Origin of the sequence: Rhodococcus sp. C3V (assembly GCF_029269915.1) — a bacterium.
GTDB lineage: Bacteria > Actinomycetota > Actinomycetes > Mycobacteriales > Mycobacteriaceae > Rhodococcus_F > Rhodococcus_F qingshengii.
In genome coordinates this window covers 145817-168863 of record NZ_JARJBE010000011.1, presented here as the reverse complement: position 1 = coordinate 168863, position 23047 = coordinate 145817, and the positions used below count along the sequence as shown (strand labels likewise).

The 23047-nt window shown below is 63.3% G+C and carries 22 protein-coding genes; 10 read left to right on the top strand and 12 right to left on the bottom strand.

Going from position 1 to position 23047, the window contains the following annotated elements; all coding sequences use genetic code 11:
- Positions 1-4: 4 nt before the first annotated feature.
- On the bottom strand, positions 5-574 hold the full coding sequence (locus tag P3G66_RS25455) for a DUF4245 domain-containing protein (RefSeq protein WP_003945206.1): 570 nt from the start codon (positions 572-574) through the stop codon (positions 5-7).
- Between the two features lie 180 nt (positions 575-754).
- On the opposite strand from P3G66_RS25455, the gene glpX reads away from it, so the two are divergent.
- Positions 755-1789, top strand: coding sequence for a class II fructose-bisphosphatase (gene glpX / locus P3G66_RS25450; protein ID WP_003945202.1), 1035 nt, complete (start codon positions 755-757; stop codon positions 1787-1789).
- A gap of 101 nt (positions 1790-1890) precedes the next feature.
- Positions 1891-3294 (top strand): class II fumarate hydratase, encoded by a 1404-nt coding sequence (locus P3G66_RS25445; protein ID WP_003945220.1) that lies wholly within the window; start codon positions 1891-1893, stop codon positions 3292-3294.
- 49 nt (positions 3295-3343) lie between these two features.
- On the opposite strand, the gene P3G66_RS25440 is transcribed toward P3G66_RS25445, so the two are convergent.
- Positions 3344-4063, bottom strand: coding sequence for an NAD(P)-binding domain-containing protein (locus tag P3G66_RS25440; protein ID WP_080909223.1), 720 nt, complete (start codon positions 4061-4063; stop codon positions 3344-3346).
- 59 nt (positions 4064-4122) lie between these two features.
- Positions 4123-4578 (bottom strand): nitroreductase family deazaflavin-dependent oxidoreductase, encoded by a 456-nt coding sequence (locus P3G66_RS25435; RefSeq protein WP_116058061.1) that lies wholly within the window; start codon positions 4576-4578, stop codon positions 4123-4125.
- Between the two features lie 340 nt (positions 4579-4918).
- Here P3G66_RS25435 and P3G66_RS25430 point away from each other — a divergent pair, with 340 nt between their 5' ends.
- From P3G66_RS25430 to P3G66_RS25410, 5 genes are all read left to right on the top strand, one after another.
- Positions 4919-5485, top strand: a complete 567-nt coding sequence (locus P3G66_RS25430) for a TetR/AcrR family transcriptional regulator (protein ID WP_003945239.1) — start codon at positions 4919-4921, stop codon at positions 5483-5485.
- A gap of 97 nt (positions 5486-5582) precedes the next feature.
- Positions 5583-7154 (top strand): MFS transporter, encoded by a 1572-nt coding sequence (locus tag P3G66_RS25425; protein WP_050656893.1) that lies wholly within the window; start codon positions 5583-5585, stop codon positions 7152-7154.
- A gap of 97 nt (positions 7155-7251) precedes the next feature.
- Positions 7252-8865 carry a serine hydrolase gene (locus tag P3G66_RS25420; RefSeq protein ID WP_064689298.1) on the top strand — a complete coding sequence of 538 codons (1614 nt, stop codon included), beginning with the start codon at positions 7252-7254 and terminating at the stop codon, positions 8863-8865.
- Positions 8866-8882: 17 nt separating this feature from the next.
- Positions 8883-9308: a limonene-1,2-epoxide hydrolase family protein gene (locus P3G66_RS25415; RefSeq protein ID WP_007726363.1), complete on the top strand. Its 426-nt coding sequence runs from the start codon at positions 8883-8885 to the stop codon at positions 9306-9308.
- A gap of 30 nt (positions 9309-9338) precedes the next feature.
- Positions 9339-9743, top strand: coding sequence for a carboxymuconolactone decarboxylase family protein (locus P3G66_RS25410; RefSeq protein WP_221741713.1), 405 nt, complete (start codon positions 9339-9341; stop codon positions 9741-9743).
- 60 nt (positions 9744-9803) lie between these two features.
- Here P3G66_RS25410 and P3G66_RS25405 read toward each other — a convergent pair whose 3' ends face one another.
- From P3G66_RS25405 to P3G66_RS25385, 5 genes are all read right to left on the bottom strand, one after another.
- On the bottom strand, positions 9804-11171 hold the full coding sequence (locus P3G66_RS25405; RefSeq protein ID WP_003945274.1) for a PhoH family protein: 1368 nt from the start codon (positions 11169-11171) through the stop codon (positions 9804-9806).
- 275 nt (positions 11172-11446) lie between these two features.
- Positions 11447-12163 (bottom strand): LuxR family transcriptional regulator, encoded by a 717-nt coding sequence (locus P3G66_RS25400; protein ID WP_030536254.1) that lies wholly within the window; start codon positions 12161-12163, stop codon positions 11447-11449.
- 26 nt (positions 12164-12189) lie between these two features.
- Entirely contained in the window at positions 12190-13623 is a 1434-nt protein-coding gene (locus P3G66_RS25395) for an amidase family protein (protein WP_276117281.1), read from the bottom strand.
- A 152-nt stretch (positions 13624-13775) separates the two neighbouring features.
- Complete coding sequence (gene glyA / locus P3G66_RS25390; RefSeq protein WP_003945195.1) at positions 13776-15083, bottom strand: serine hydroxymethyltransferase; 1308 nt, start codon at positions 15081-15083, stop codon at positions 13776-13778.
- 76 nt (positions 15084-15159) lie between these two features.
- Positions 15160-16356 carry a DUF885 domain-containing protein gene (locus tag P3G66_RS25385; protein WP_276117280.1) on the bottom strand — a complete coding sequence of 399 codons (1197 nt, stop codon included), beginning with the start codon at positions 16354-16356 and terminating at the stop codon, positions 15160-15162.
- Positions 16357-16528: 172 nt separating this feature from the next.
- Here P3G66_RS25385 and coaA point away from each other — a divergent pair, with 172 nt between their 5' ends.
- Positions 16529-17461: a type I pantothenate kinase gene (gene coaA, locus P3G66_RS25380; protein ID WP_003945270.1), complete on the top strand. Its 933-nt coding sequence runs from the start codon at positions 16529-16531 to the stop codon at positions 17459-17461.
- 6 nt (positions 17462-17467) lie between these two features.
- Here coaA and P3G66_RS25375 read toward each other — a convergent pair whose 3' ends face one another.
- Positions 17468-18235: an isoprenyl transferase gene (locus P3G66_RS25375; RefSeq protein ID WP_003945211.1), complete on the bottom strand. Its 768-nt coding sequence runs from the start codon at positions 18233-18235 to the stop codon at positions 17468-17470.
- A gap of 172 nt (positions 18236-18407) precedes the next feature.
- Between P3G66_RS25375 and P3G66_RS25370 the strand changes: the two genes are divergently transcribed.
- Positions 18408-19076: a hemolysin III family protein gene (locus P3G66_RS25370; protein ID WP_003945269.1), complete on the top strand. Its 669-nt coding sequence runs from the start codon at positions 18408-18410 to the stop codon at positions 19074-19076.
- Here P3G66_RS25370 and P3G66_RS25365 read toward each other — a convergent pair.
- From P3G66_RS25365 to mca, 3 genes are read right to left on the bottom strand one after another with little or no spacing between them, the layout of a single operon-like run.
- Complete coding sequence (locus P3G66_RS25365) at positions 19043-21070, bottom strand: thioredoxin domain-containing protein (RefSeq protein ID WP_058226022.1); 2028 nt, start codon at positions 21068-21070, stop codon at positions 19043-19045. The two genes, P3G66_RS25370 and P3G66_RS25365, sit on opposite strands and share 34 nt — an antisense overlap.
- Positions 21071-21089: 19 nt before the next feature.
- Positions 21090-21404, bottom strand: a complete 315-nt coding sequence (locus P3G66_RS25360; RefSeq protein ID WP_007726381.1) for a hypothetical protein — start codon at positions 21402-21404, stop codon at positions 21090-21092.
- Positions 21401-22279, bottom strand: coding sequence for a mycothiol conjugate amidase Mca (gene mca / locus P3G66_RS25355; protein ID WP_007726383.1), 879 nt, complete (start codon positions 22277-22279; stop codon positions 21401-21403). Before mca ends, P3G66_RS25360 begins: the two co-directional genes overlap by 4 nt.
- 303 nt (positions 22280-22582) lie before the next feature.
- On the opposite strand from mca, the gene P3G66_RS25350 reads away from it, so the two are divergent.
- A complete protein-coding gene (locus P3G66_RS25350; protein WP_007726384.1) occupies positions 22583-23008 on the top strand; it encodes a DUF4307 domain-containing protein in 426 nt (141 codons plus the stop codon).
- Positions 23009-23047 lie beyond the last annotated feature (39 nt).

Here is a 23047-nt window from a genome sequence, read left to right as displayed (position 1 = left end):
AATCCTATGGCGTGATCGGCTGCGCTGCGCCGACCTTCTCGGCAAGAATCCGGAACTCTTCCGGCGTCGCCGCGCCCGTGAGCAACAGGCGAACATCCCCGACGTCCGTGACCCAGATCGACTCGACACCTTCGCCGCCGAAGACGTTCCACGTATCGGCACCGACGGTCTCGACTCCGGTCGCGAATCGCTGTCCACCGGCAACATGTGACACCAACGGGAATTCCTCGGCGTTGCTCTGTGTCAGCTGGATGTAGCGACCACTGGTCGTGATGAATCCCACAGTGCTCGAATCTCCGCCGCCGTCGCCGGAGATGATCTTGCGACTGCCGGAGTTCGGAGTCCACCCGTCCGGAACACCGGGATTACGGATGGGAAATCCGAGTTCCTTCGCGTCGTAGTTCAGAGCTGCGTCCACGTCGACGCTCGGGATAGGCCCCTGTGTCGGGCCGCCAGGACTGAACGTGCACTGGCTGGCGATGCCCGCAATGATGATGCAGAACAGCACCAACGGTACGAGAGACCAGACCATGTCTTTGTTGTCTTCGAGAATGCGGGGTTTCTTCGATGCCACACCCCCAGTATCCAGGTACTCCGCAGTAGATACGATTCCCGGTCCCCCTCGAGCGAGACAAAACGTCTCTGCGGCGACCCGACAGCGCACGTAGCCGCTCCCATCTGGGACAATGACGCCTGAAGAAACCACTGCGTCGACACACCCCGTCGACCGCGACCGCGCCAGGAGGCACCGCACATGACGGCCAGCAGCACTCATCGTGAGACCCCGGACCGTAACCTCGCACTCGAATTGGTCCGAGTCACCGAAGCCGGTGCTATGGCTGCCGGCCGCTGGGTAGGCCGCGGCGACAAGGAAGGCGGCGACGGAGCAGCCGTCGACGCCATGCGTCAGCTCGTCTCCTCAGTCTCGATGCGCGGCATCGTCGTCATCGGTGAAGGCGAGAAGGACGAAGCGCCGATGCTGTTCAACGGCGAAGAGGTCGGAAACGGCGACGGCCCCGACTGTGACTTCGCCGTCGACCCGGTCGACGGCACCACCTTGATGTCCAAGGGCATGCCCAACGCGATCTCTGTTCTGGCTGTTGCCGAGCGCGGCGCGATGTTCGATCCGTCGGCCGTGTTCTACATGGAGAAGATCGCTGTCGGGCCGGATGCCGCAGATGTCATCGACATCAGCGCACCGATCGCCGAGAACATCAAGCGCGTGGCCAAGGTCAAGAAGGCGTCGGTCTCCGACATCACGATCTGCATCCTGGACCGCCCGCGTCACAACCAGCTGATCCAGGACGTTCGCGACACCGGCGCTCGTATCCGTCTGATCTCCGACGGTGACGTTGCCGGCGCGATCGCCGCAGCGCGTCCGGAGTCCGGCACCGACATGCTCGTGGGCATCGGCGGAACGCCAGAGGGCATCATCGCCGCAGCAGCCATGCGCTGCATGGGTGGATCGTTGCAGGGCAAGCTGGCCCCCACCGACGACGAAGAGCGTCAGAAGGCCATCGACGCCGGTCACGATCTCGATCGGATCCTGTCCACCGAAGATCTCGTCTCGGGCGAGAACGTCTTCTTCTGCGCCACCGGCGTCACCGACGGTGACCTCCTGCGCGGCGTCCGCTACTACGGCGGCGGCGCCAGCACGCAGTCCATCGTGATGCGTAGCAAGTCCGGCACCGTTCGCATGATCGACGCGTACCACCGTCTCGAGAAGCTGCGCGAGTACAGCTCCGTCGACTTCGACGGCGAAGAGGGCGCGGTTCCCCCGACGTTCTGATGGGCTCCGCCCCGTGAGTGGTTAGGGAGTCCCTGCACTCCTCAACCGCTCACGGGGGACGTAGTCCCCTACCCGCTCTCGAAAAGTGGCAATGTGGAGCCATGACGGAGAGCAACGATCAACAGTTCCGAATCGAACACGACACCATGGGCGAAGTTCGGGTGCCCATCGACGCACTGTGGCGAGCACAGACCCAGCGTGCAGTCGAGAACTTTCCGATCAGCGGGCGCCCGCTCGAGCGCACCCAGATCCGCGCAATGGGCCTGCTGAAAGCAGCGTGTGCGCAGGTCAACAAGGACCTCGGACTCCTCGACGCGGACAAGGCCGACGCAATCATCGCCGCCGCGAACGAGATCGCCGAAGGCAAGCACGACGATCAGTTCCCCATCGACGTCTTCCAGACCGGCTCGGGAACCAGTTCGAACATGAACGCCAACGAGGTCATCGCATCCATCGCGAAGGCCGCCGGTGTGGACGTACATCCCAATGATCACGTCAACATGTCGCAGTCCTCCAACGACACCTTCCCCACCGCCACGCATGTCGCAGCTACCGAAGCAGCGGTCACCGATCTTGTTCCGGCACTGGAACATCTGCATGCTGCGCTTGCCACGAAGGCGACCGAGTGGAAGACCGTCGTCAAATCCGGACGCACCCATCTGATGGACGCTGTGCCGGTCACGCTCGGTCAGGAGTTCGGCGGCTACGCACGTCAGATCGAGGCCGGCATCGAGCGCGTCAACGCAACACTCCCCCGCCTCGGCGAGCTGCCGATCGGCGGAACAGCAGTCGGCACCGGTCTCAATGCTCCGGATGGATTCGGCCCCAAAGTTGTTGCCGAACTGGTCAAGTCGACCGGCGTCGACGCGCTGACTCCGGCGAAGAACAGCTTCGAAGCGCAGGCCGCGCGTGACGGACTGGTCGAGGCATCGGGCGCGCTGCGGACCATCGCCGTCTCACTGACGAAGATTGCCAACGACATTCGGTGGATGGGATCGGGTCCGCTGACCGGACTCGGCGAGATCGCACTCCCTGATCTGCAGCCGGGAAGCTCGATCATGCCCGGAAAGGTGAACCCGGTCCTGCCCGAGGCAACCACTCAGGTTGCGGCTCAGGTGATCGGAAACGACGCCGCCATCGCGTGGGGTGGCGCCGCCGGAGCTTTCGAACTCAACGTCTACATCCCGGTCATGGCCCGCAACCTGCTGGAGTCGTTCACCTTGCTGGCCAACGTCTCTCGACTGTTCGCCGACAAGTGCGTCAGCGGACTGGTCGCGCACGAGGAGCACCTCAAGACACTCGCCGAATCTTCGCCGTCGATCGTGACGCCCCTCAACTCGGCAATCGGTTACGAGGAAGCCGCAGCCGTCGCGAAGCAGGCGCTCAAAGAGAAGAAGACGATCCGTCAGGTCGTCATCGAGCGCGGACTCGTCCCGGACAAGCTGAGCGAGGAAGAACTCGACAAGCGTCTCGACGTTCTGGCGATGGCGAAGGTCAAGGACTGAACAAACAAAAGAGTGGCGGTTTCCACTTCGGAAACCGCCACACTTTTCCCTACACCGTAGTGGTTGCCCGCCACTCGTCGGTGCGATCGGGGCTCGCCTCGGCCAATGCTTTCAGCGTCGCTTCGCGATCGAAATCCTTGCCGTACACGGGAGTTCCCGGCTGCTGACGCCAGGAATCGTCGATCGTTCCCGCATCGACGGGATCGAAGCCCAACTGATTGATCAGATCGAAGACGACCTGCTTGTTCGCGTCGTCGTCGCCGGCGATGGGTAGCGCAATGCGCCCCTCTGCACCTTCGGGAAGCCCCTTCTCGAGGAGATGCTTCCACCAGATTCCGTTGAACGCCTTGAACACCGGTACACCCAGGTGTTCCTGCACCCATCCGCTTTCGGTCTGTCCGTCCTCGATGGCGGCGATCAGACCGTCACGCTGTTGCGGGTAATAGTTGTTGGTCTCGATGACCGGGGCACCTGCGACCGCACCGCTGAGAATCCCCGCCGGTAGATCAACCACGTTCTTCTGCGGAATGCTCACGATGACCAGCTCGGCACCCTCGGCGGCCTCGGTGCTGCGGACTGCCTTCGCACCCGTCTCGGCTTCCAGTTCTGCAAGCGTGTCCGGTGTCCGCGAGTTCGAGACGCGCACGTCGTGACCGAGCGCAGCGAGCCTACGTGTGAGCGTGCCACCGATCTGACCGGCTCCGATGATTCCGATGCGCATGATCCTGCTCCTTCGTCGTGTGGAGTGGCGATCGCGCCACCGCTGCATTCGTCAACGACGAGAACGCACCGGGTCATTCCGCACCGGCCATTTCAACTCCCGTTGATTCAATCGGTTGACGAATCGAGTGCGAGTTTGATGCGAACACTGACCGGGTCGGTCTGCAATCCGCGAAAGGCAGAGGCCGTCAGCGCCGATCTGATCTTCCCCGACGCAAATGTCTTCACCCGCGCCGGCACGTCGTCGTCCGGCATGATCTGGGCCTGTCCGGCCACCCACTCGCCGCGGCGACGGATCCGAACCTTCGGCGTCGCAGAGATATTGGCACCCCACCCCGCGCCGGTGCCATGCTGCGCAATGACCCACGCCTCGTCACCGTCGTAGGTGATCGCAACGGGCACTCGGCGGGTCAGACCGGTTCGGCGTCCAACCGTCTCGATCTCGGTCATCAACGACGGCATCAAACCGATCCGATTCAATCCGGTGACCAGCGGATTGGCGAAATACTTCCCGACTGCGACTTCGATTCTTCGTTTTCGTGCAACTGACGTCGGTACCGGCATGTCGTTTCCTCTCCTCCGAAGCTGGTGCTCGAAGCAACAGCTCTATACCGCACGATATAACCACTGTTCGGGGAGTTTTGCCACCAAGAATCTTCGTCGATACCCACCACCTGCACACAACACTTGACTGTGTCTGTCGGTTACATCTAGTCTCAGATTCGTTCCTATACCGATCGACATACTGGGAGGCAGTGATGAACACACCTCGAGACGCCTCGTTGCCATGACCGGCCCGCAGACGCGTTGTCCGATCGCCGCAGCGCGTCGCAAGTGGGGAGTACCAAGAGAATCAGCGGCACCAGATGATTCGAACAGCACTGCGATTGCATACGATGGCGGGATGGCCGACTCCGATTCCCGCACTCTGATGCTGGTCGGCGCCATCAATGCCTTCCGTGAACACGGGATCGCGACGACCTCGCTCACCGAGATCGTCGAACGCTCGGGAGCTCCCCGCGGGTCGGTGTACCACTACTTTCCCGAGGGCAAAGGACAGCTGGCCGGCGAAGCAGTTGCCTACTTCGGCCGGGGCGTCAGTGCCGCCATCAGTTCGATGATCGCTCAGTCTTCCCCACCGGAGATCATCGACGCGGTTGTCACGATATTTCGAAACAGCTTGGTAGAGAGCGATTTCACCTCCTCCTGTCCGGTCGCAGCCGCGGCAGTGGAGGGCGCGTCGACGCCGGCGGCATTAACTGCTGCGGGCGAATCCTTCACCTCGTGGGAATCGCTTCTCACATCGTTCTTCTGGCAGCAGGGACAGCCGTCCGAGACTGCAGCACAGTGGGCAACCGTCGTGATCGCGTCAATCGAAGGCGCAACCCTGATGGCAAAAGCTCAGCACACCACGGCGCCTCTCGATCGCATCGGCGCTCACCTCAAGGCTCTGGTCTCGGCCCCGAGCTGACCAACCCTCTTTCTTCCAACCGCTGCTGCCGTCCGCGCAGGAGCAGAGATGGCGTACAAACATGTCTCACACACTTGCACCGGCGCCCTCGGCGCCCATGATGACCAAGTCCCGTCGATTCACTGCGCTGATCTTCATCTGCCTCGCCGAACTCCTTGTCGTGCTGGACAACACAGTGGTCAACGTCGCACTGCCGACGATGAGCGTCGACTTGTTCGCCAGCGTCAGCGACCTGCAGTGGATCGTCGACGCGTACACGTTGACCTTCGCCGGGTTCCTACTCACTTTCGGCCACCTGGGTGACCGCTTCGGACGCCGCCGAGTGATGATCATCGGCTTGATCGGCGTCGGTGCGATGTCGCTCGTCGGCGCCTTGGCTTCCAACCTCGAACAGGTGATCATGGCGCGAGCCGCCATGGGTGTCTTTGCCGCAGCTGTCTTTCCGGCTACGTTGGCCATGATCACCAACATCTTCACCGACGCCAGAGAACGAGCCATCGCCATCGCGGCCTGGACCGCAATGGCCGGCTTCGCGATTGCCATCGGCCCGACTGCGGGCGGCTGGCTTCTCGAGCACTTCTCCTGGCACTCGGTGTTCTGGATGAATGTTCCGGCAGCATTGTTGGTCATCGTGGGTGTGCTGCTGGTTGTTCCGGAATCGAAGGCGCTCCACGTCGGCCGATTCGATTTCGTCGGAACAATCTTGTCGCTACTGGGCATCGTCATTCTGGTGTGGACCATCATCGACGCACCACATCGCGGATGGGTGTCGACATTCAGCATCACGGGATACCTCTCTGCGACAGTGTTGTTGGCCGCATTCGTCGCATGGGAACTGCGCACCGACGCGCCGATCCTGAACATGAATCTCTTCCGAATCCGGCGGTTTTCTTTCCCCGCCTTGGCTATTGCTGTCAGCTACTTCAGCATGTTCGGATTCTTGTTCCTGATCACGCAGTACTTCCAGGGCGTTCGGGAGTACTCGCCGCTCGAATTCGGCATCCACTCTTTGCCTTTCGCTGCAGCTGTCGCCGTGGGCGCCCCAGTCGCCACCTTGGCGGCACAGAAACTCGGCACGACTGCAGTGATGGTGTTCGGCCTCCTGGTACTCAGCGGCGGGATGTACCTGGCGGGTCGGACGACCGTCGAGACGCCCTACCTCGGACCCGTCGTGATCTCGATGGTCCTCATGGGTCTGGGCCTCGCAATTGTCCAGGGACCGGCGACCGACTCCATCATGTCCTCGGTGCCCCTCGACGAAGCGGGGGCAGGTTCGGCAGTCAACGACACGACGCGTGAGCTCGGCGGGACCCTGGGCGTCGCCGTCATCGGTTCGATCGTCGCCTCGTACTACACGTCCAAGGTGGCTCCGATCGTCGACGCCATTCCCGACGCCGTGATGTCGGCGCAGGAGAAAGGCTTCGCTCGTGAGTCCGTGCTCAGCGTCATCGAAATCCGCTCCCGCGACATCAGTCCGCTCTTCGAGCAGCAGAAGGACAGTCTGATCTACACGATGAAGACCGCATGCCTGGAAGGCTTCGCCATCGCGTCGTACTTCACGGTCGGAGCAGCATTGATCACCGCTCTGCTGGTCGCGTTGTTGCTCCCTTGGAAGCCGGTCACGGAAGGCTCCATTCTCGGCAGTCTGACAACCAAGACCCCGAAGTAGCTACAAGGTTTCCCGATTTGTCCCAATATCAGCCCGCCGTTCCCCGATACTGGATTGACCGAGTGGTACCGACGACAACCCTGCTAGGGAGAATCTCGTGTCCATCACCAGTAGAAACAGCTCGCGACTGTCGGCAGCGGCGGTTCCGGTAGTACTGACGGTCGCCCTGCTCGCCGGATGCTCGTCCGATTCAGACACCACCTCGGCGCCCGGGCCGGTCGTCAGCGACGCCAGCCCGGGTCTCGACGCCGGGGTGCCGATCCCGGACGGGCAAATCGACGACGCGGTCGGGAAGCTCGACGGCCTCGCGAACGACCTCATGGCAAGTTCCGGTGTTCCCGGCATGGCGGTGGCCGTGGTGCACGGAGGTAAGACTGTGTACGCAAAGGGATTCGGGGTTCGCGAGTTGGGTAAGAGCGCCACCGTCGATGCCGACACCGTGTTCCAACTGGCATCGGTGTCGAAATCGGTCGGGGCCACGGTGGTCGCCCACGAAGTCGGAATCGGGACCGTCGACTGGGACACTCCGGTGATCTCGAAACTGCCGGGGTTTGCGCTTGCCGATCCGTGGGTGACCGACCACCTCACGATCTCCGATCTCTACACGCATCGGTCGGGGTTACCGGACCACGCCGGCGACGGGCTGGAGGACCTGGGCTACAACCGGGCCCAGGTGCTCGAAAAACTTCGCCAACTACCGCTCAACCCCTTCCGAATCACATACGAGTACACGAACTTCGGCGTCACTGCCGGTGCGGAGGCCGTTGCAGCCGCGGCGGGCACCGATTGGGAAACGCTGTCGCAGAACACGATCTACGGTCCGCTCGGTATGACATCGACGTCTTCGCGGTTCGCCGATTACCAAGCCCGAGAAAATCGAACAGTCGGCCACATCCTCGAAGACGGAAAGTACAAGGTAGGGCCGGTTCGGGACGCCGACGCCCAATCCCCCGCCGGTGGAGTCAGCTCCTCGGTGAACGACATGGCCAAGTGGTTGGACATGGTGCTGTCGGGCGGTCGGTATCAGGGGCAGCAGGTCGTTCAGACGGAGGCGCTCGTGCCCGCAGTCAACCCGGAAATCGTCTCGCGCCATGCGCAGGAAATCGGGGAACGCTCCGGCTTCTACGGCTACGGGTTCAACGTTTCCGACAGCGCGGCAGGCCGTGTGACCGCCAGCCACTCCGGCGCCTTCCTGCTCGGTGCCGGGACCAATTTCGTGACGATTCCCTCCGCTGACGTCGGCATAGTCGTTCTGACCAACGGCACGCCCACCGGCGTCGCAGAGACCTTGACCGCCGAATTCGCCGATCTGGTGCAGTTCGGGAAGATCACCCGCGAGTGGCGCCCGCTGTACGAAGCGTCCTTTGCCTCACAAGCCGACCCTGAGGGCGAACTTGCCGGGAAGACGCCGCCGGCCTCCCCCGCTCCCGCGCCACCGACAGACCAATTGACCGGCGACTACGGCAATCCGTACTGGGGTCCCGCGCTCGTGACGCAGCAGAACGGTGCGCTGACCTTGACCATGGGTCCCGCGGCCGCGACGTACCCTCTGACCCACTGGGACGGAAACACCTTCACGTTCCCGCTCAGCGGCGAGAACGCACCGGCCGGGACGGTCTCGAAGGCCACCTTCGACGGAAACTCGCTAACCTTGGAGTACTTCGATCACGATCATCTCGGTACCTTCATCCGGGCAACACCGGCCGAATAATCAGCCAAGGACACCCCATGAGTAGTTCGACAGCCACGGTGAACGCAATGTTCGCGGCCCTCACCGATTTCGACGTGGACGCCGCAGCCGAATTGATGACAGACGACATCGTCTGGCAGAACGTCTCGCTCCCCACCCTGCGAGGCAAGAAGACCGTCGTGCGAGCGCTTCGTCTGGTCACCAAGCCTTCACTGAAATTCGAGGCGGAGATGCACCACATCGTCGGCGACGAGTCCACGGTGCTCACCGAACGCACCGACATCCTCACTGTCGGACCGTTGCGCATCGAGTTCTGGGTATGCGGAACTTTCGAACTGCGCGACGGCAAGGTCTGCGTCTGGCGGGACTACTTCAGTCTGCGAGACGTCGCGTGGGGCGTGGTAACCGCGGTCGGCCGCGCAGTCGTCGGGACCGGGACACGAAGTAGGCTTGCTCCGGCCTGAAATCACCTGCCGAAAGCGAGCGAACCTGCCATGTCCGAAAACACCACGCCTGACTCCTTCGACGCCGGATTGGCTGTGCGCACCGAAGTCATGGGGACCGATTTCGTCGACGCCGCCTTCGAGCGCACCCGGGGAACGGACAGCGAAGAACTGCAAAACTTCGTGACGGCCAACGTCTGGGGTTCGGTATGGACGCGTCCCGGACTCGATCGCCGCAGTCGCAGTCTGATCAATCTGGGGATGCTGATCGCGCTGCGCGCCGAGAACGAACTCAAAGGCCACGTACGTGGGGCATTGCGAAACGGATTGACACGCACCGAGATCGTCGAAACCGTGATCCACGCGAGCGCGTATTGCGGCGCGCCGGCCGGACTGGCGGCGATGCGTGTCGTGCAGGAAGTTCTCGACAACGAACTGGGACCGCTGCAAAACTGAACAACTTCAAACCCAGGCATCTCCCCGTGCAGACCGAAGTCCGCACGGGGAGATCACTTCTCAGGAAGTGGGGCCGAACTCCTCGAGCATGTCGGTCACCAACTCGGCGATCGGCGAACGCTCACTGCGCGTGAGTGTGATGTGCGCAAAAAGCGGGTGCCCCTTGAGCTTTTCGATGACGGCCGCAACTCCGTCGTGCCTGCCCACTCGCAGGTTGTCACGCTGCGCGACGTCGTGCGTGAGGACCACTCGCGAGCCGGTTCCCAGACGAGAAAGCACTGTCAGCAGAACATTTCGTTCGAGCGACTGCGCTTCGTCGACGATCACGAACGAATCGTGCAGCGACCGACCGCGAATATGCGTCAGCGGCAACACTTCCAGCATTCCGCGGGCGAGAACCTCCTCGAGAACCTCTGGCGAGGCCAACCCGTCGAGAGTGTCGAAAACGGCCTGAGCCCACGGGCCCATCTTCTCGCTCTCACTACCGGGAAGGTAGCCGAGTTCTTGTCCGCCAACGGCATACAACGGACGGAAGACGACAACCTTGCGCTGAGTGCGCCGCTCGAGAACGGCTTCCAAACCTGCCGTCAGAGCCAAGGCCGATTTACCGGTGCCCGCCTTACCACCGAGAGAGATGATGCCGATGCTCTCGTCCATGAGGAGATCGAGCGCAATGCGCTGCTCGGCGGAGCGGCCGTGCAACCCGAACGCCTCGCGCTCACCGCGCACCAACTGGATGCGCTTGTCGGGAGTCACCCGACCGAGGGCGCTCGACGAACCACCGAGCAGGCGAAGACCCGTGTGACACGGCAGATCTCGCGCTTCGTCGAGGTCCAGGAAACCCTCGTTGAACAGCTCGTCGATGTCCGTCGAGGCGACGTCCAGCTCGGTCATACCCGTCCATCCGGAGGGCACGACGTCGTGAGCGTGGTACTCGTCGGCAGGTAGTCCCACCGCGCCCGCCTTCACACGAAGCGGAATGTCCTTGCTGACGAGGACTACGTCCTTGCCCTCCGCCGCAAGGTTCAGCGCACACGCCAGAATCCTCGAATCGTTACTGTCCGTGCGGAATCCGACTGGCAAGACCGCAGGGTCGGTGTGATTGAGTTCGACCTGCAGCGTCCCGTTCTCGGTGCCGATCGGCACCGGACGGTCGAGGCGGCTGTATTCGATCCGTAGATCGTCGAGCATGCGGAGCGATTCTCGGGCGAACCATCCCAGTTCGTGGTGGTGCCGTTTGCCTTCGAGTTCACTGATCACGACCAGTGGGAGTACCACGTGGTGTTCGGCGAATCGAGTGACAGCCCATGGATCGGACAGTAGTACCGAGGTATCCAAGACGTACGTGCGAAGTGCATCTCCCGAATGATTCCCGGCTGATAGATCAGCCCGGGCCGAGTGGGCAGAGACGGAGCGTGATGCAGTCACGTTGGGCTCCTAGGTCTGCGCGGCACCCGCGCAAACTCAGCTCGCTGGGCCGGACGGCTCTGGTGTCAGGTGACGCTGTGTCAGCTGAAACAAGGGCCGGGCGCCGGCCCTCTCGTACTGAGTGTTTCAGTCACGATCAGAACCTCCCGCACAAGTAACTTCTGGTTACTCGTTACTGCCGACGGTACTGCGGATCGGACACTCGCGCCACGGAACGAGCCGCACATCTGGTGAACGCCAGGTAACAAAATGCCACTCGTGTGATTCGGCGTCACTCAGGACTCGATCAGACCCCACTTCGCGGCGCGCACCGCCGCCTGAACCCGCGAATTGGTTCCGGTCTTGACGAAGATGTTCTCGAGGTGGGTGGCGACGGTGCGACGGCTGACGAACAACTCCTCGGCGATCTCGACATTGCCCGCGCCCCTGGCCACCAATTGCAGTACTTGGATCTCCCGTGGGCTCAGATGGACACGATCGAGCGCCACCTGGTCCCCCACGACGCGCGAGCAGGCTGCGCTGGACGCCGCCACCACCTCCCGTACGCGATCGACGACGCCGGAATCCGCGAAGCTCATGTGCAGCAATCCGGTCACCTCACGGCCGGAGAACCCCAATGCGACCGACGCACCCTCGGCGTACCCGGACGGCCGCAGAACATCGGTGACCATCTCGACCTGCTCGAATCGTGGCACGTCCTGCCAGAACACGGGCACGCCCGAAGCCTCGCGAATGATGCCGAAGAGATTGCGATCGGCGACGAAGTCCTCGAGCAGGAACTCGAGCACCCTGGCGTCGTATCCGGAACTCGCCAGAGCCCGATGTCTTCCGCTCGACGGGTCTCGGTACGTGACCGCCGCAGCCGAGTACGCGAGTCCACGTGCGCGGAGTTCTTCGGCGCACAGGCCGAGAATGCCGTACGCCCCGGCCGCCGGCGATCGCGGCGCGAACATGTCAGGTCCAGCGCCGCGATCAGGCAGTACAGACGTCATCACACCAATCTAGCCAATCGTGTGAGCTAGGCCACGACCAGTGAATCGGCCGGCTTCTTGTCCGCCCACGGACGTGCCGCTTCGAAGTTCGCGGCAGTCCGCAAGACCAGTGCGTCCCGGCGGTGACGTGCGGCGATCTGCAGCCCCACCGGTCGACCGTCGGCGGTGAATCCGGCGGGCACGGTGATCGCCGGATTGTTGAGCATGTTGTACGGGTAGGTGAAGAGCCAATCGAGCAACTGCTCACGCAGCGACGCACCTTCGAGCCACGACGGCGCGAACTGACTGAGCGGGAACGTGGCCGAAGCCAGGGTCGGCGAGACCAACACGTCGTAGTCGTTCATGAACGTCGTCCACGTGTCCCACATGACGCCGCGGAATGCGTCGGCCCGCCCGACGTCGACACCGGTGAGCCGCTCGGCCTCGTGCATGATCTCGATCAGGTTGTCGTCGACCTCGCCGCGCTGGTTCTCCCAGTCGAGCAAGTCGTATTCGGAAGCGAAACCGGGAACCCAGATGCCGTTCCACATCGACTCCGACGGATTTCCCCACTGCGGGGTCGCCTCGGTGATCCGGGCACCCAATTCCTCGAATGCCGACAACGCGTCGAGACACACCGCCAGCACCTCCGGATCAACATGGCCGAGACCGAGATTCGGCGACCACGCCACGCGAAGGCCCTTCACGTCGCCCTTCGAGGCTTCGACGTACGAGGTCTCGGCACGCTCGATCGAGAGCGGGTCTGCATTGTCCGGCCCGGCCATGATGTCGAGCATCAGCGCGTTGTCGGCAACAGTCCGGGTGATCGGACCGTGATACGCCCAGTTGTAGAAGCGCCCGGCCAGGATGGTCTGCGGGATGACGCCGGTGGTCGGCTTCAACCCGACGACCCCGCAGAGCGCCGACGGGATACGCACCGATCCCGCGCCGTCACTGCCCTCGGCGAGTGGCCCGAGGCCTGCAGCCACAGCAGCCGACGCACCGCCACTGGACCCGCCCGCGCTGTTGCCGAGCTTCCACGGGTTGTGCGTCGGCCCGTACAGGTGGTTGTCCGTGCCTCCGTAGTAACCACTTTCGGGAGTATTCGTCTTTCCCAGGAACAGTCCGCCGGCGCCACGCAGCCTGTCCACGACGACGGCATTTCCCGTCGCGATGTTGTCGGCCATCGGCTTCATCCCGAACGTGGTCGGCAGCCCGTCGACTGCCGTCAGATCTTTGATCGTGAACGGAACGCCGTGCAGCGGGCCGAGTTTCTCGCCCGCTTCCTGTTGCCGTGAGAGTTCGGCCGCATCGCGCGTCACCTGCTCGCGATCGAACTGGACTATCGCGTTGATCGACGGATTGACGGCGTCGACGCGCTGGATCATCGCTTCGGCAATCTCGTTGGGCGAGAGACTGTTCGACGCGACCGACGCCGCCATCTCGGTAGCGGAGAGCCAATGCAGATTCTGTTCGGTCATGGGGTTTCCTTCGCCGGAGGGGTGATGCTCTCAGGCTAGGAAGCGCCGAACTCGGCCACCATCGGTCATGTGACCGATGCCACAATCCGCGACTGGCAAAAAACCAGCGGCCCGGCCCCTCGAAAGGGACCGGGCCGTCGGTGAAGGAATTCCTAGACGTTCTTGCTGAGCAGGCCCCAGTTCTCGAGACCGTCGTACAGCGGAAGGTCGAGAGCGAGCTTGGCGACGCGCGCCCGCAGCGCCGGCAGATCCGCGTTGCCGGCCAGAGCGGTACCGATGATGTCGGCGACCTCGGTGAACTCGGCATCGCCGAATCCGCGAGTGGCCAACGCTGCGGTACCGATACGCAGACCGGAGGTGGTCATCGGCGGGCGGGGATCGAACGGAACAGCGTTGCGGTTGACCGTGATGCCGATTTCGTGCAGAAGGTCCTCACCCTGCTGGCCGTCGAGCTGCGAGTTACGCAGGTCCACGAGAACGAGGTGGACGTCCGTGCCGCCGGTCAGGACGCTGATGCCCTGGTCTGCGACGTCCTTGTTGCCCAGACGCTCGGCAAGGATGCGCGCACCGGAAAGGGTGCGTGCCTGACGATCCTTGAACTCTTCACCGGCAGCGATCTTGAAGGTGACGGCCTTGGCCGCGATGGCGTGCATGAGCGGTCCACCCTGCTGACCGGGGAAGACAGCGGAGTTGAGCTTCTTGGCCCACTCTTTCTTCGCCAGGATCAGGCCCGAACGCGGACCACCGAGGGTCTTGTGGACGGTCGAGGAGACGACGTCTGCGTACGGGACGGGCGACGGGTGCAGGCCTGCCGCAACCAGTCCGGCGAAGTGAGCCATGTCCACCCACAGGTACGCCCCGACCTCGTCGGCGATCGCACGGAACGCCGCGAAGTCCTGCTGACGCGGGTACGCGGACCAGCCGGCAACGATGACCTTCGGCTTCTCGGCGAGGGCGATCGAGCGCACCTCGTCCATGTCGATGCGGTGATCTTCCTTGCTGACGCCGTAGGACGCGACGTCGTACAACTTGCCGGAGAAGTTGAGCTTCATGCCGTGCGTGAGGTGACCGCCGTGTGCAAGGTCGAGGCCGAGCAGCTTCTCACCCGGGTTCATCAGTGCCATCAGAACAGCAGCGTTGGCCTGTGCGCCCGAGTGCGGCTGAACGTTCGCGAACTCTGCACCGAAGAGTTCCTTCGCACGGTTGCGCGCCAGATCCTCGATGACGTCGACGTGCTCGCAACCGCCGTAGTAACGACGTCCCGGGTAGCCCTCGGCGTACTTGTTGGTCAGGACGCTGCCCTGAGCCTGCAGAACCGAGCGGGGAACGAAGTTCTCCGACGCGATCATCTCGAGCGTGTCGCGCTGACGAGCCAATTCACCAGCCATCGCCTCGGCGACTTCGGGGTCGAGTTCGGCGAGTGATGCAGAGTTGACGTCGGAGCCGGGCACAGCGGTCATCGAGGAATCTCCAAGCTGGATGCGGAAACGAATGCGTCCAGTCTACGAAGTTCGCTCCCGCCGTCTCCACCCGGCACTAGGCAGCACGCAGAGAGCTGGGGACCAGCGGCTCGTCGAGCAGCCTGCGGAAGCGTTCGGTGCGCTCCGCGCCCACCGGCACCTCGTCCAGCCAGCCCCCGAGCAGCCGGTATCCCTCGACATACGTGCTGGTGTATGCCCGCCACAGCGGCGAAGACAGGAACTTGAGCGATTGGCGAGCGCGTTCCGGCGTCGACAGCGACCACCGTTCGAGGAACAGCGCCACGTCGTCGAGGCTGCGCCCCTCGTCGTGCAACATCAGCGCCGCATCCTGCCGGACACTCAGCAGTTGCCCCGACGCGGCGGAGAGCCGTTGCGCCTTTTCCCCGTCGAAAGACAAGCCGAGGTCGGCGTAGATGTCCTGCGCCCACAAACCCCAGTCCGGGCCGACAATCGCTTCCAGCGCCAAATCCGCGAGGCCTTCGGCCATGATGCACTGCGGCGTGTTGACCAGGAACAGTGTCTGCTCGAGCTGGCCCGAACCGACCAGACCGGCTTCCTTACGGCAATGCTCGGTGTGATGGCCGGGGTAGGACTCGTGCGCGATCAGCCGCGGCAGGTTGGCCATGAACTGCGGCAGATCCGAATTGATCGCAACCTTGGAGCGGTAGTCACCGAGGTAGTAGTTGAAGCCGGACCACGGCTTGTCCCCCACCACTTCGTATTCGACGGTTTCCGACGCGGGAAGCCCGAACGTGCCGCGGACCAGATCGCGCAGCGCACTCGACATTGCCTCGACGCATTCGTTCAGTTTCGCCGCGGGGATCTCGTCGGCCTTGCGATGCGCCTGCACCCGCTGCGCCAGCGGTCCCGGACCGGGCAGAACTTCACCCATCAACCGGTGAGCGTCGCTGTAGGCGTCCTCGTTTCCCTTCTCGATTCGGACGTCGAAGTACGCCTCGACCTCGTCCACGAAGCCGATGTCCTCACCCGCGAACTTGCGCCCGGAGCATTCCAGGGCGCGAAGGTGTACGTCGACGAAGTGGGCGCGTTCGGCGTTCAGACCACTTCCGGCCAACTCGCCCCGCAATTCACGTGCCGTGCGGGCAAGTTCACGCGGATCGGGCTTCGGGGCGCTCTCGATCTGCTTACGCAGCACCGGGTCACCGGTGAACGCGTCGACGAACCCGTCTTCGAGACGGTCGAAACCCAGTCCGAGCAGCAGGTATTGGCGAACAAGTGTGTCTGGATCCATAACCACCGAGCCTAGTCGCTCGCTCCGGAATGCCACCCGGCGAAAGTCCCGGACGTGGCACCGAGCACAATCCGACTATGCACTCGGATCGTGCGCACACGCGCCTGGCTTGCTCGCATAGCTGTTTCGTCCGCCGGGCCCCGGGTTCACTACGTGCCGGTGAGCTGGGCTGATGGCGCGCACCAACGAATCGAGTCCCTACGTCGAGTTCGACCGCAAGCAGTGGCGGACACTGCGTAAGTCGACGCCACTGGTGTTGACCGAGGACGAGTTGTACGGCCTGCGTGGTCTCGGCGAGCAGATCGATCTCGAAGAAGTTGCCGAGGTTTATCTCCCCCTCGCACGTCTGATCCACCTGCAGGTGGCGGCACGCCAACGACTGTTCGCGGCCACCGCGACCTTCCTCGGCGAGAAGCATCCCGATCGTCAGGTGCCCTTCGTCATCGGTGTCGCCGGTTCGGTCGCGGTCGGAAAATCCACGACTGCTCGTGTGCTGCAAGCTCTCCTGGCCCGCTGGGATCACCATCCGCGCGTCGACCTCGTCACCACGGACGGATTCCTCTATCCGACCAGGGAACTCCAGCGTCGGGGCATCATGCACCGCAAGGGTTTTCCCGAAAGCTACGATCGCCGCAAGCTGTTGCGCTTCGTCACCGAAGTCAAGTCCGGGGCGGAAGAGGTAGCGGCGCCGGTCTATTCGCACACGTCGTACGACATCATCCCGGGCCAGTACCACCTGATCCGCCAGCCCGACATCCTCATCATCGAGGGCCTCAACGTCCTGCAGACCGGCCCGCGTCTGATGGTCTCCGATCTGTTCGACTTCTCGATCTACGTCGACGCCCGCATCGAGGACATCGAAGCCTGGTACATCCAGCGGTTCCTCGCGCTACGCAACACGTCGTTCGCCGATCCGAACGCCCACTTTCACCACTACTCCGGCCTCTCCGACCGTGACGCGACCATCGCGGCGAAGGAGATCTGGAACTCGATCAATCACCCGAACCTGGTGGAGAACATTCTCCCCACCCGTCCCCGCGCAACCCTGGTGCTGCGCAAGGACGCCGACCACACGATCAACCGGCTGCGGCTGCGCAAGCTCTGAGACGACTCAGGCGCCGAACCGGCGGTGGCGCGCCGCGTAATCGCGCAAGGCTCGAAGAAAGTCGACTCGACGGAACTCGGGCCAGTACGCCTCGGTGAACCAGATCTCGGAATAGGCGCTCTGCCACAACAGGAATCCGGAGAGCCGCTGCTCGCCGGAGGTGCGGATCACCAGATCCGGATCGGGCTGTCCCGACGTGTACAGATGCCCGTCGATGCCGTCGACCGTGACGGCCTGAATCAGTTCGTCTCCGCTCAGGCCCGCACCGATCTTGTCGCGAAGGAGCGATTGGACGGCGTCGGCGATCTCCTGACGCCCGCCGTATCCGATCGCGACGTTGACATGTGTCCCGGTTCGGCCGCTCGTCCCCGCCGCCGCTTCCCGCAAGCGCCTGGACTGCTCGGGAGGCAGAAGATCGAGAGCACCGACGATCTGCACACTCCAGTTCTTGCCGGGCCCGGAGATCTCTTCGACGACGTCGGTGATGATTTCGAGGAGGGTGTCGAGCTCTTCCGGCTCGCGGCGCAGGTTCTCGGTCGAGAGCAGGTAGATGGTTGCCATCTCGATTCCGGCGGCGTCGCACCACTCGAGCAATTCGGCAATTTTGAGCGCGCCCATGCGGTGCCCGTGACTGACATCGGTGAAGCCGTTCTCGCGAGCCCATCGCCGATTTCCGTCACACATCACGGCTACGTGCCGTGGGTGCGCGAGACCGTCGAGATGACTGAGGAGTCGTCGCTCGTAGATGCTGTACAGCAGTCCGCGCAGATTCACCGTGACATCACCATGGTGTCAAAGACTACGCCCGGCAGTGACAGCCACATGCGAGCGCCGTCACGCTTTTTGTACGCGTCGAAAACCCGCAGGTAGGTTATGCTACTGATGCGTAACCTACGGTACCGTAGGTTACGCGGTTCGCAACAGTACGGAACGAGAGGGGTTGCACATGACGGCATTCGGGCTCGACGAGCTTCCGGTCAAACCACGCATGCGCGGTTGGATCCATCTGTGGGCGCTCGGTGTCTCCGTCGTCGCGGGCATCGTTCTCGTCTCCGTAGCCGGCGCTCAGGTCGGCGCCAAAGCGGCTTGGGCAACCGCGATCTACAGCGTCACGATCTGCGGCCTCTTCGGCATCAGTGCGACGTATCACCGCATCCAGTGGCAGACGGTCAAGGGCCGTACGTGGATGAAGCGTGCGGACCATTCGATGATCTTTCTCTTCATCGCCGGCAGCTACACACCGTTCGCCATGCTCGGCCTCCCGACTCACACCGGCAAGATCATCCTCGCGATCGTGTGGGCAGGCGCGCTCGCCGGCGTCGCACTCAAGATGCTCTGGCCCACCGCCCCGAAATGGGTGGGAGTCCCGCTCTACCTGCTCCTCGGTTGGGCAATAGTTCCCGTGGTCGGTGAACTGACGCACCAGGTCGGTGTGGCGCCGATGGTGCTGCTGCTCGTCGGCGGAATCTTCTACAGCGTCGGCGCAATTCTGTACGCGACGAAATGGCCAAACCCGTGGCCCACGACGTTCGGGCATCACGAGTTCTTCCACGCCGCGACGGTCGTCGCAGCGATCTGCCACTACATCGCGGTATGGCTCGTCGTGTTCAACTGACTCGCCAGTTCCACCACCGTCGTCACCGGCCGATCACACACGAATCCCCGACAGATGTACGCGGCTTCACCACCGTCGACGAGGGGTCGATCTGCAAGCAGCGGTGAAGAATCCGGGGCTCCCCCGACAACCACTGCACCACCCGGCGCAAGCCGACGGGCATCGGCCAACAGCGAACCTTCCCCGACGACGGCCACCTGTATCGGACCACGCGACGACGCTTCCGCCACAGCGAGCCAATGTCCCGCCGAGCGAGGCGCACGCTCGAGCGGCAACGTGGCTCTCGCCAGCGCGTCCGCCGCGGCCTGGGCGTAACGAGAAGAGCGCTCGGCATCGGTCAACGCCGCCGCGGTCAACAGCGCCTCCGCGACGCTCGACGCACCGGACGGCGTCGCGCCGTCCAACGGGTCTCGGGGCCGAGTCACGAGCGACTCCGCGAAATCGGCCGTGTCGAACCAGCTTCCCGGCTCGGCCGGATCAGCGAAGTGGTCGACAGTGACGTCGAGCAACTGCTGCGCCGCATCGAGCCACCGCGCCAATCCCGTTGCCTGGTATAGAGCCAGGAGGCCGGTGGCCAACATTGCGTAATCCTCGAGCACGCCCGTCGGGGCGCCGACAGCCCCGCCGAGGGAAGCGCGACGCAAGTGACCGTCCACCAGGTGAAGGTCGAGAAGAGCGCCTGCGCACTCGGCCGCCGCGGTGATCCAGTCGGGTCGGTCCAGGGCAAGTCCGGCTTCCGTCAAGGCCGTGACGGTCAGCCCGTTCCAGGCCGTCACCACCTTGTCGTCGCGGCCGGGCTGTGGACGCTGAGCCCGGACGGCGCGTAGAGCGTCGGAGACCGTCTGCCAGCGCGACCAGTCATCGGGGTCACGGAGCAACTGCAGTACCGACGCACCCTCTTCGAAGGTTCCGGTATCGGTGACCCGGAACAACTCCGACGCCCACTGCCCGTCCTCCGCGCCGAGAATCTCGACCAGCTGCGTCGGCGTCCATACGTACGTGAGGCCTTCGACGCCGTCGGTGTCGGCATCGAGAGCCGAAGCGAAGCAACCGTTCTCGGTCAGCAGATCGGAGAGCAGGAACCTTGCGGTCTCCTCGGTGACGCGAGTGGCGAGGTCCGATCCGGTGCGCCGCGCCCAGTGCGCGTAGAACCGCAGGAGCAGCGCATTGTCGTAGAGCATCTTCTCGAAGTGCGGAACCACCCACTCGGCATCGACCGAGTACCGCGAGAAACCGCCACCCAACTGGTCGTAGATCCCGCCACGTGCCATTGCTTCGGCGGTGCGCTCGATGCCGCCGAGGATCTCGCCCGAACCCGTTCGCTCGTACTGTCGGAGCAGCCCCTCCAGTAGTGCCGACGGTGGAAACTTCGGTGCCCCACCGAATCCCCCGCGCGGGACGTCCTCGTCGCCGAGGATCGACCGACCCGCCGCGTTCAGCAGCTCGGCGTCGATGGGTGCTCCGCCGTACGGAATCCCGCCCGACGCGCGCTGAAGTTCCGTGACGATCGACTGTGCCGCGTTGTCGACCTCGTCGCGCCGATTCGTGAAGGTGTCGACTATCGCTTCGAGAAGCTGTGTGAACGAGGGCATTCCGCCGCGAGGCGTCGGCGGGTAGTACGTGCCGCAGTAGAACGGTGAACCGTCGGGAGTCAGGAAACAGGTCATGGGCCAGCCGCCCTGGCCGGTCATCGCAACCGTCGCATTCATGTAGACGGCGTCGATGTCGGGACGTTCTTCTCGGTCCACCTTCACACAGACGAAGTTCGCGTTCATGACGGCCGCGATCTCGTCGTTCTCGAACGACTCGTGCGCCATGACGTGGCACCAGTGGCACGCCGAGTATCCGATCGAGAGGAGAATCGGCACGTTGCGCTCGCGCGCCCACTCCATCGCTTCTTCGCCCCACTGTTGCCAGTGGACCGGATTGTCGGCGTGCTGACGCAGGTAAGGGCTCGAGGACCCACCCAGGTTGTTCCGCATCCGTGGGTCCATCGCCGCTACCTCGTTCGTCTCAGGATTCTTGCTTGGGCTTCTTCTCGGTAGAGACGTTGGGTTCCGCCGGGCTCGGAGCAGTGATAGCTCCCCGGTCGGTGCCTTCGTCTGCCTGCTGATCGAGTTCGGGATGATCCGGTTCGAACGTCTCCGGCAGCTTCTTGAGCTGGCGGTTCATCGACCGAACCAGGAGGATCACACCGATGAGCAGCGCAAGAATCACCAGCAGGCCGACCGGAGAGGACTTTCCGAACTCCGGGCCGGATGGGTTACTGGGCGTCTGAGCAAGAAATTGTGTGGTGCCGAGAACTACCTCGGCGGACAGAGCATTCACTTCTGAGCGTCCTCTTCGAGACCTGCGAACAGGTCGGTTTCCGGAATGGACGTGGTGACCCGCGTCTTGGCGAGCTCGAATTCCTCGGTGGGCCAGATCTTCTGCTGAATGTCGAGCGGCACAGCGAAGAACGAACCGTTGGGATCGATCTGCGTCGCGTGTGCGCGCAGAGCATCGTCACGCTGGGGAAAGTAGTCGCCGCACGTGACCTGAGTGGTCACCCGGACCATCATGTCGCCGCGTTCGGTCTTCCACTTCTTGAGCCAGTCCGCCATCGGGAACGGCTCACCGCGACGCTCGTACTCCTCCTGGAAGAGTTCGAGGCGCTTACGGATGAATCCGTGCGAGTAGTAGACCTTCTTGATTTCCCACGGCTGACCGTCCTCGGGGAAGTACTCGGGATCGGCGGCGGCTTCGTAGGCTGCCATCGTCACCTCGTGGCACCGGATGTGATCCGGGTGCGGGTATCCGCCGTTCTCGTCGTACGTCGTGACGACGTGGGGACGGAACTCGCGAATCACCTTCACCAGAGCGCGCGTCGACTCTTCGAGCGGAACGAGGGCGAAGCACCCTTCGGGCAGCGGCGGAAGAGGGTCGCCCTCGGGAAGCCCGGAATCGACGAAACCGAGCCAGCGCTGCTTCACGCCCAGGATGCGAGCGGCCTCGGCCATCTCCTCCTGGCGAACTTCGCTGATTCGATCGCGGACACCGGGAACGTCCATGGCCGGGTTGAGAATGTCGCCACGCTCACCCCCGGTGAGCGTCAGGACCATCACTTCGTGGCCTTCGGCTGCATAACGGGCGGTGGTGGCCGCACCCTTGCTCGACTCGTCGTCGGGATGGGCATGGACGGCCATGAGCCGGAATCCGCTCACGTGTTCGTTCACCTCAACTTCACCTGTAGCCGTTGCCGGCAGTTCACCTGTAGCCGTCACCGGCAGTTCACCTGTAGCCGTCACCGGCAGTCTTCGAATCACACGCTGTGCACCGCTCGGATTACTCCGGGCCGTTGCCGTCAAACGTACCGACTGCCGACAAACCTACCGACGGCGCGACGGGATACGTCCTCTATAGTTCCACCCGAGAGTTCCTGGCGCAGCCGTGACCCCTTCGGTAATCCGGCGGGACACAGTCAGTTGCTGCACGACACGCGAACTCGAGTCTTCGAGAGCAGAGTGATGAGCAAACCGCTTCCCCAAGATCGGTACCCGAGCACAACTCGCACGGGCAGTCCCCGCAAGTGGATGGTGTGGGCTCTGACCGCTCTCGTCATCGTCGTAGGCGGCGGAATCGCGTACTACGCGTACGGAAAATTTGCGGTCAAGGAAATCGAGACCGAGACCATCTCGTTCGACATCGCCAACGACTCCACGGTGAAGATCCGTTTCACCGTCACACGCGACGACTCGTCGCGTGAAGCGATGTGCATCGTGCGCGCACGCTCGAAGGACGGCTCCGAAACCGGTCGACGTGAGGTCTACGTCCCGTCGTCGGAACATCAGACCCTAGAGTTCAACACCGAGGTCAAGACGTCCCAGCCGCCAGGCATGGCCGACGTCTACGGCTGCAGCTTCGACGTTCCGGAGTACCTGACCAAGAGCTGACCTCGGGACGCACCCACCCTGCCGGACGTTTGACGCCGG

Excerpts from the sequence above, each read along its gene's own strand:
- glpX (WP_003945202.1), top strand. The coding sequence starts at position 755 with ATGACGGCCAGCAGCACTCATCGTGAGACCCCGGACCGTAACCTCGCA.
- P3G66_RS25445 (WP_003945220.1), top strand. The coding sequence starts at position 1,891 with ATGACGGAGAGCAACGATCAACAGTTCCGAATCGAACACGACACCATG.
- P3G66_RS25440 (WP_080909223.1), bottom strand. The coding sequence starts at position 4,063 with ATGCAGCGGTGGCGCGATCGCCACTCCACACGACGAAGGAGCAGGATC.
- P3G66_RS25435 (WP_116058061.1), bottom strand. The coding sequence starts at position 4,578 with ATGCCGGTACCGACGTCAGTTGCACGAAAACGAAGAATCGAAGTCGCA.
- P3G66_RS25430 (WP_003945239.1), top strand. The coding sequence starts at position 4,919 with ATGGCCGACTCCGATTCCCGCACTCTGATGCTGGTCGGCGCCATCAAT.
- P3G66_RS25425 (WP_050656893.1), top strand. The coding sequence starts at position 5,583 with ATGATGACCAAGTCCCGTCGATTCACTGCGCTGATCTTCATCTGCCTC.
- P3G66_RS25415 (WP_007726363.1), top strand. The coding sequence starts at position 8,883 with ATGAGTAGTTCGACAGCCACGGTGAACGCAATGTTCGCGGCCCTCACC.
- P3G66_RS25410 (WP_221741713.1), top strand. The coding sequence starts at position 9,339 with ATGTCCGAAAACACCACGCCTGACTCCTTCGACGCCGGATTGGCTGTG.
- P3G66_RS25400 (WP_030536254.1), bottom strand. The coding sequence starts at position 12,163 with ATGACGTCTGTACTGCCTGATCGCGGCGCTGGACCTGACATGTTCGCG.
- P3G66_RS25395 (WP_276117281.1), bottom strand. The coding sequence starts at position 13,623 with ATGACCGAACAGAATCTGCATTGGCTCTCCGCTACCGAGATGGCGGCG.
- glyA (WP_003945195.1), bottom strand. The coding sequence starts at position 15,083 with ATGACCGCTGTGCCCGGCTCCGACGTCAACTCTGCATCACTCGCCGAA.
- P3G66_RS25385 (WP_276117280.1), bottom strand. The coding sequence starts at position 16,356 with ATGGATCCAGACACACTTGTTCGCCAATACCTGCTGCTCGGACTGGGT.
- coaA (WP_003945270.1), top strand. The coding sequence starts at position 16,529 with ATGGCGCGCACCAACGAATCGAGTCCCTACGTCGAGTTCGACCGCAAG.
- P3G66_RS25370 (WP_003945269.1), top strand. The coding sequence starts at position 18,408 with ATGACGGCATTCGGGCTCGACGAGCTTCCGGTCAAACCACGCATGCGC.
- P3G66_RS25365 (WP_058226022.1), bottom strand. The coding sequence starts at position 21,070 with ATGGACCCACGGATGCGGAACAACCTGGGTGGGTCCTCGAGCCCTTAC.
- P3G66_RS25350 (WP_007726384.1), top strand. The coding sequence starts at position 22,583 with ATGAGCAAACCGCTTCCCCAAGATCGGTACCCGAGCACAACTCGCACG.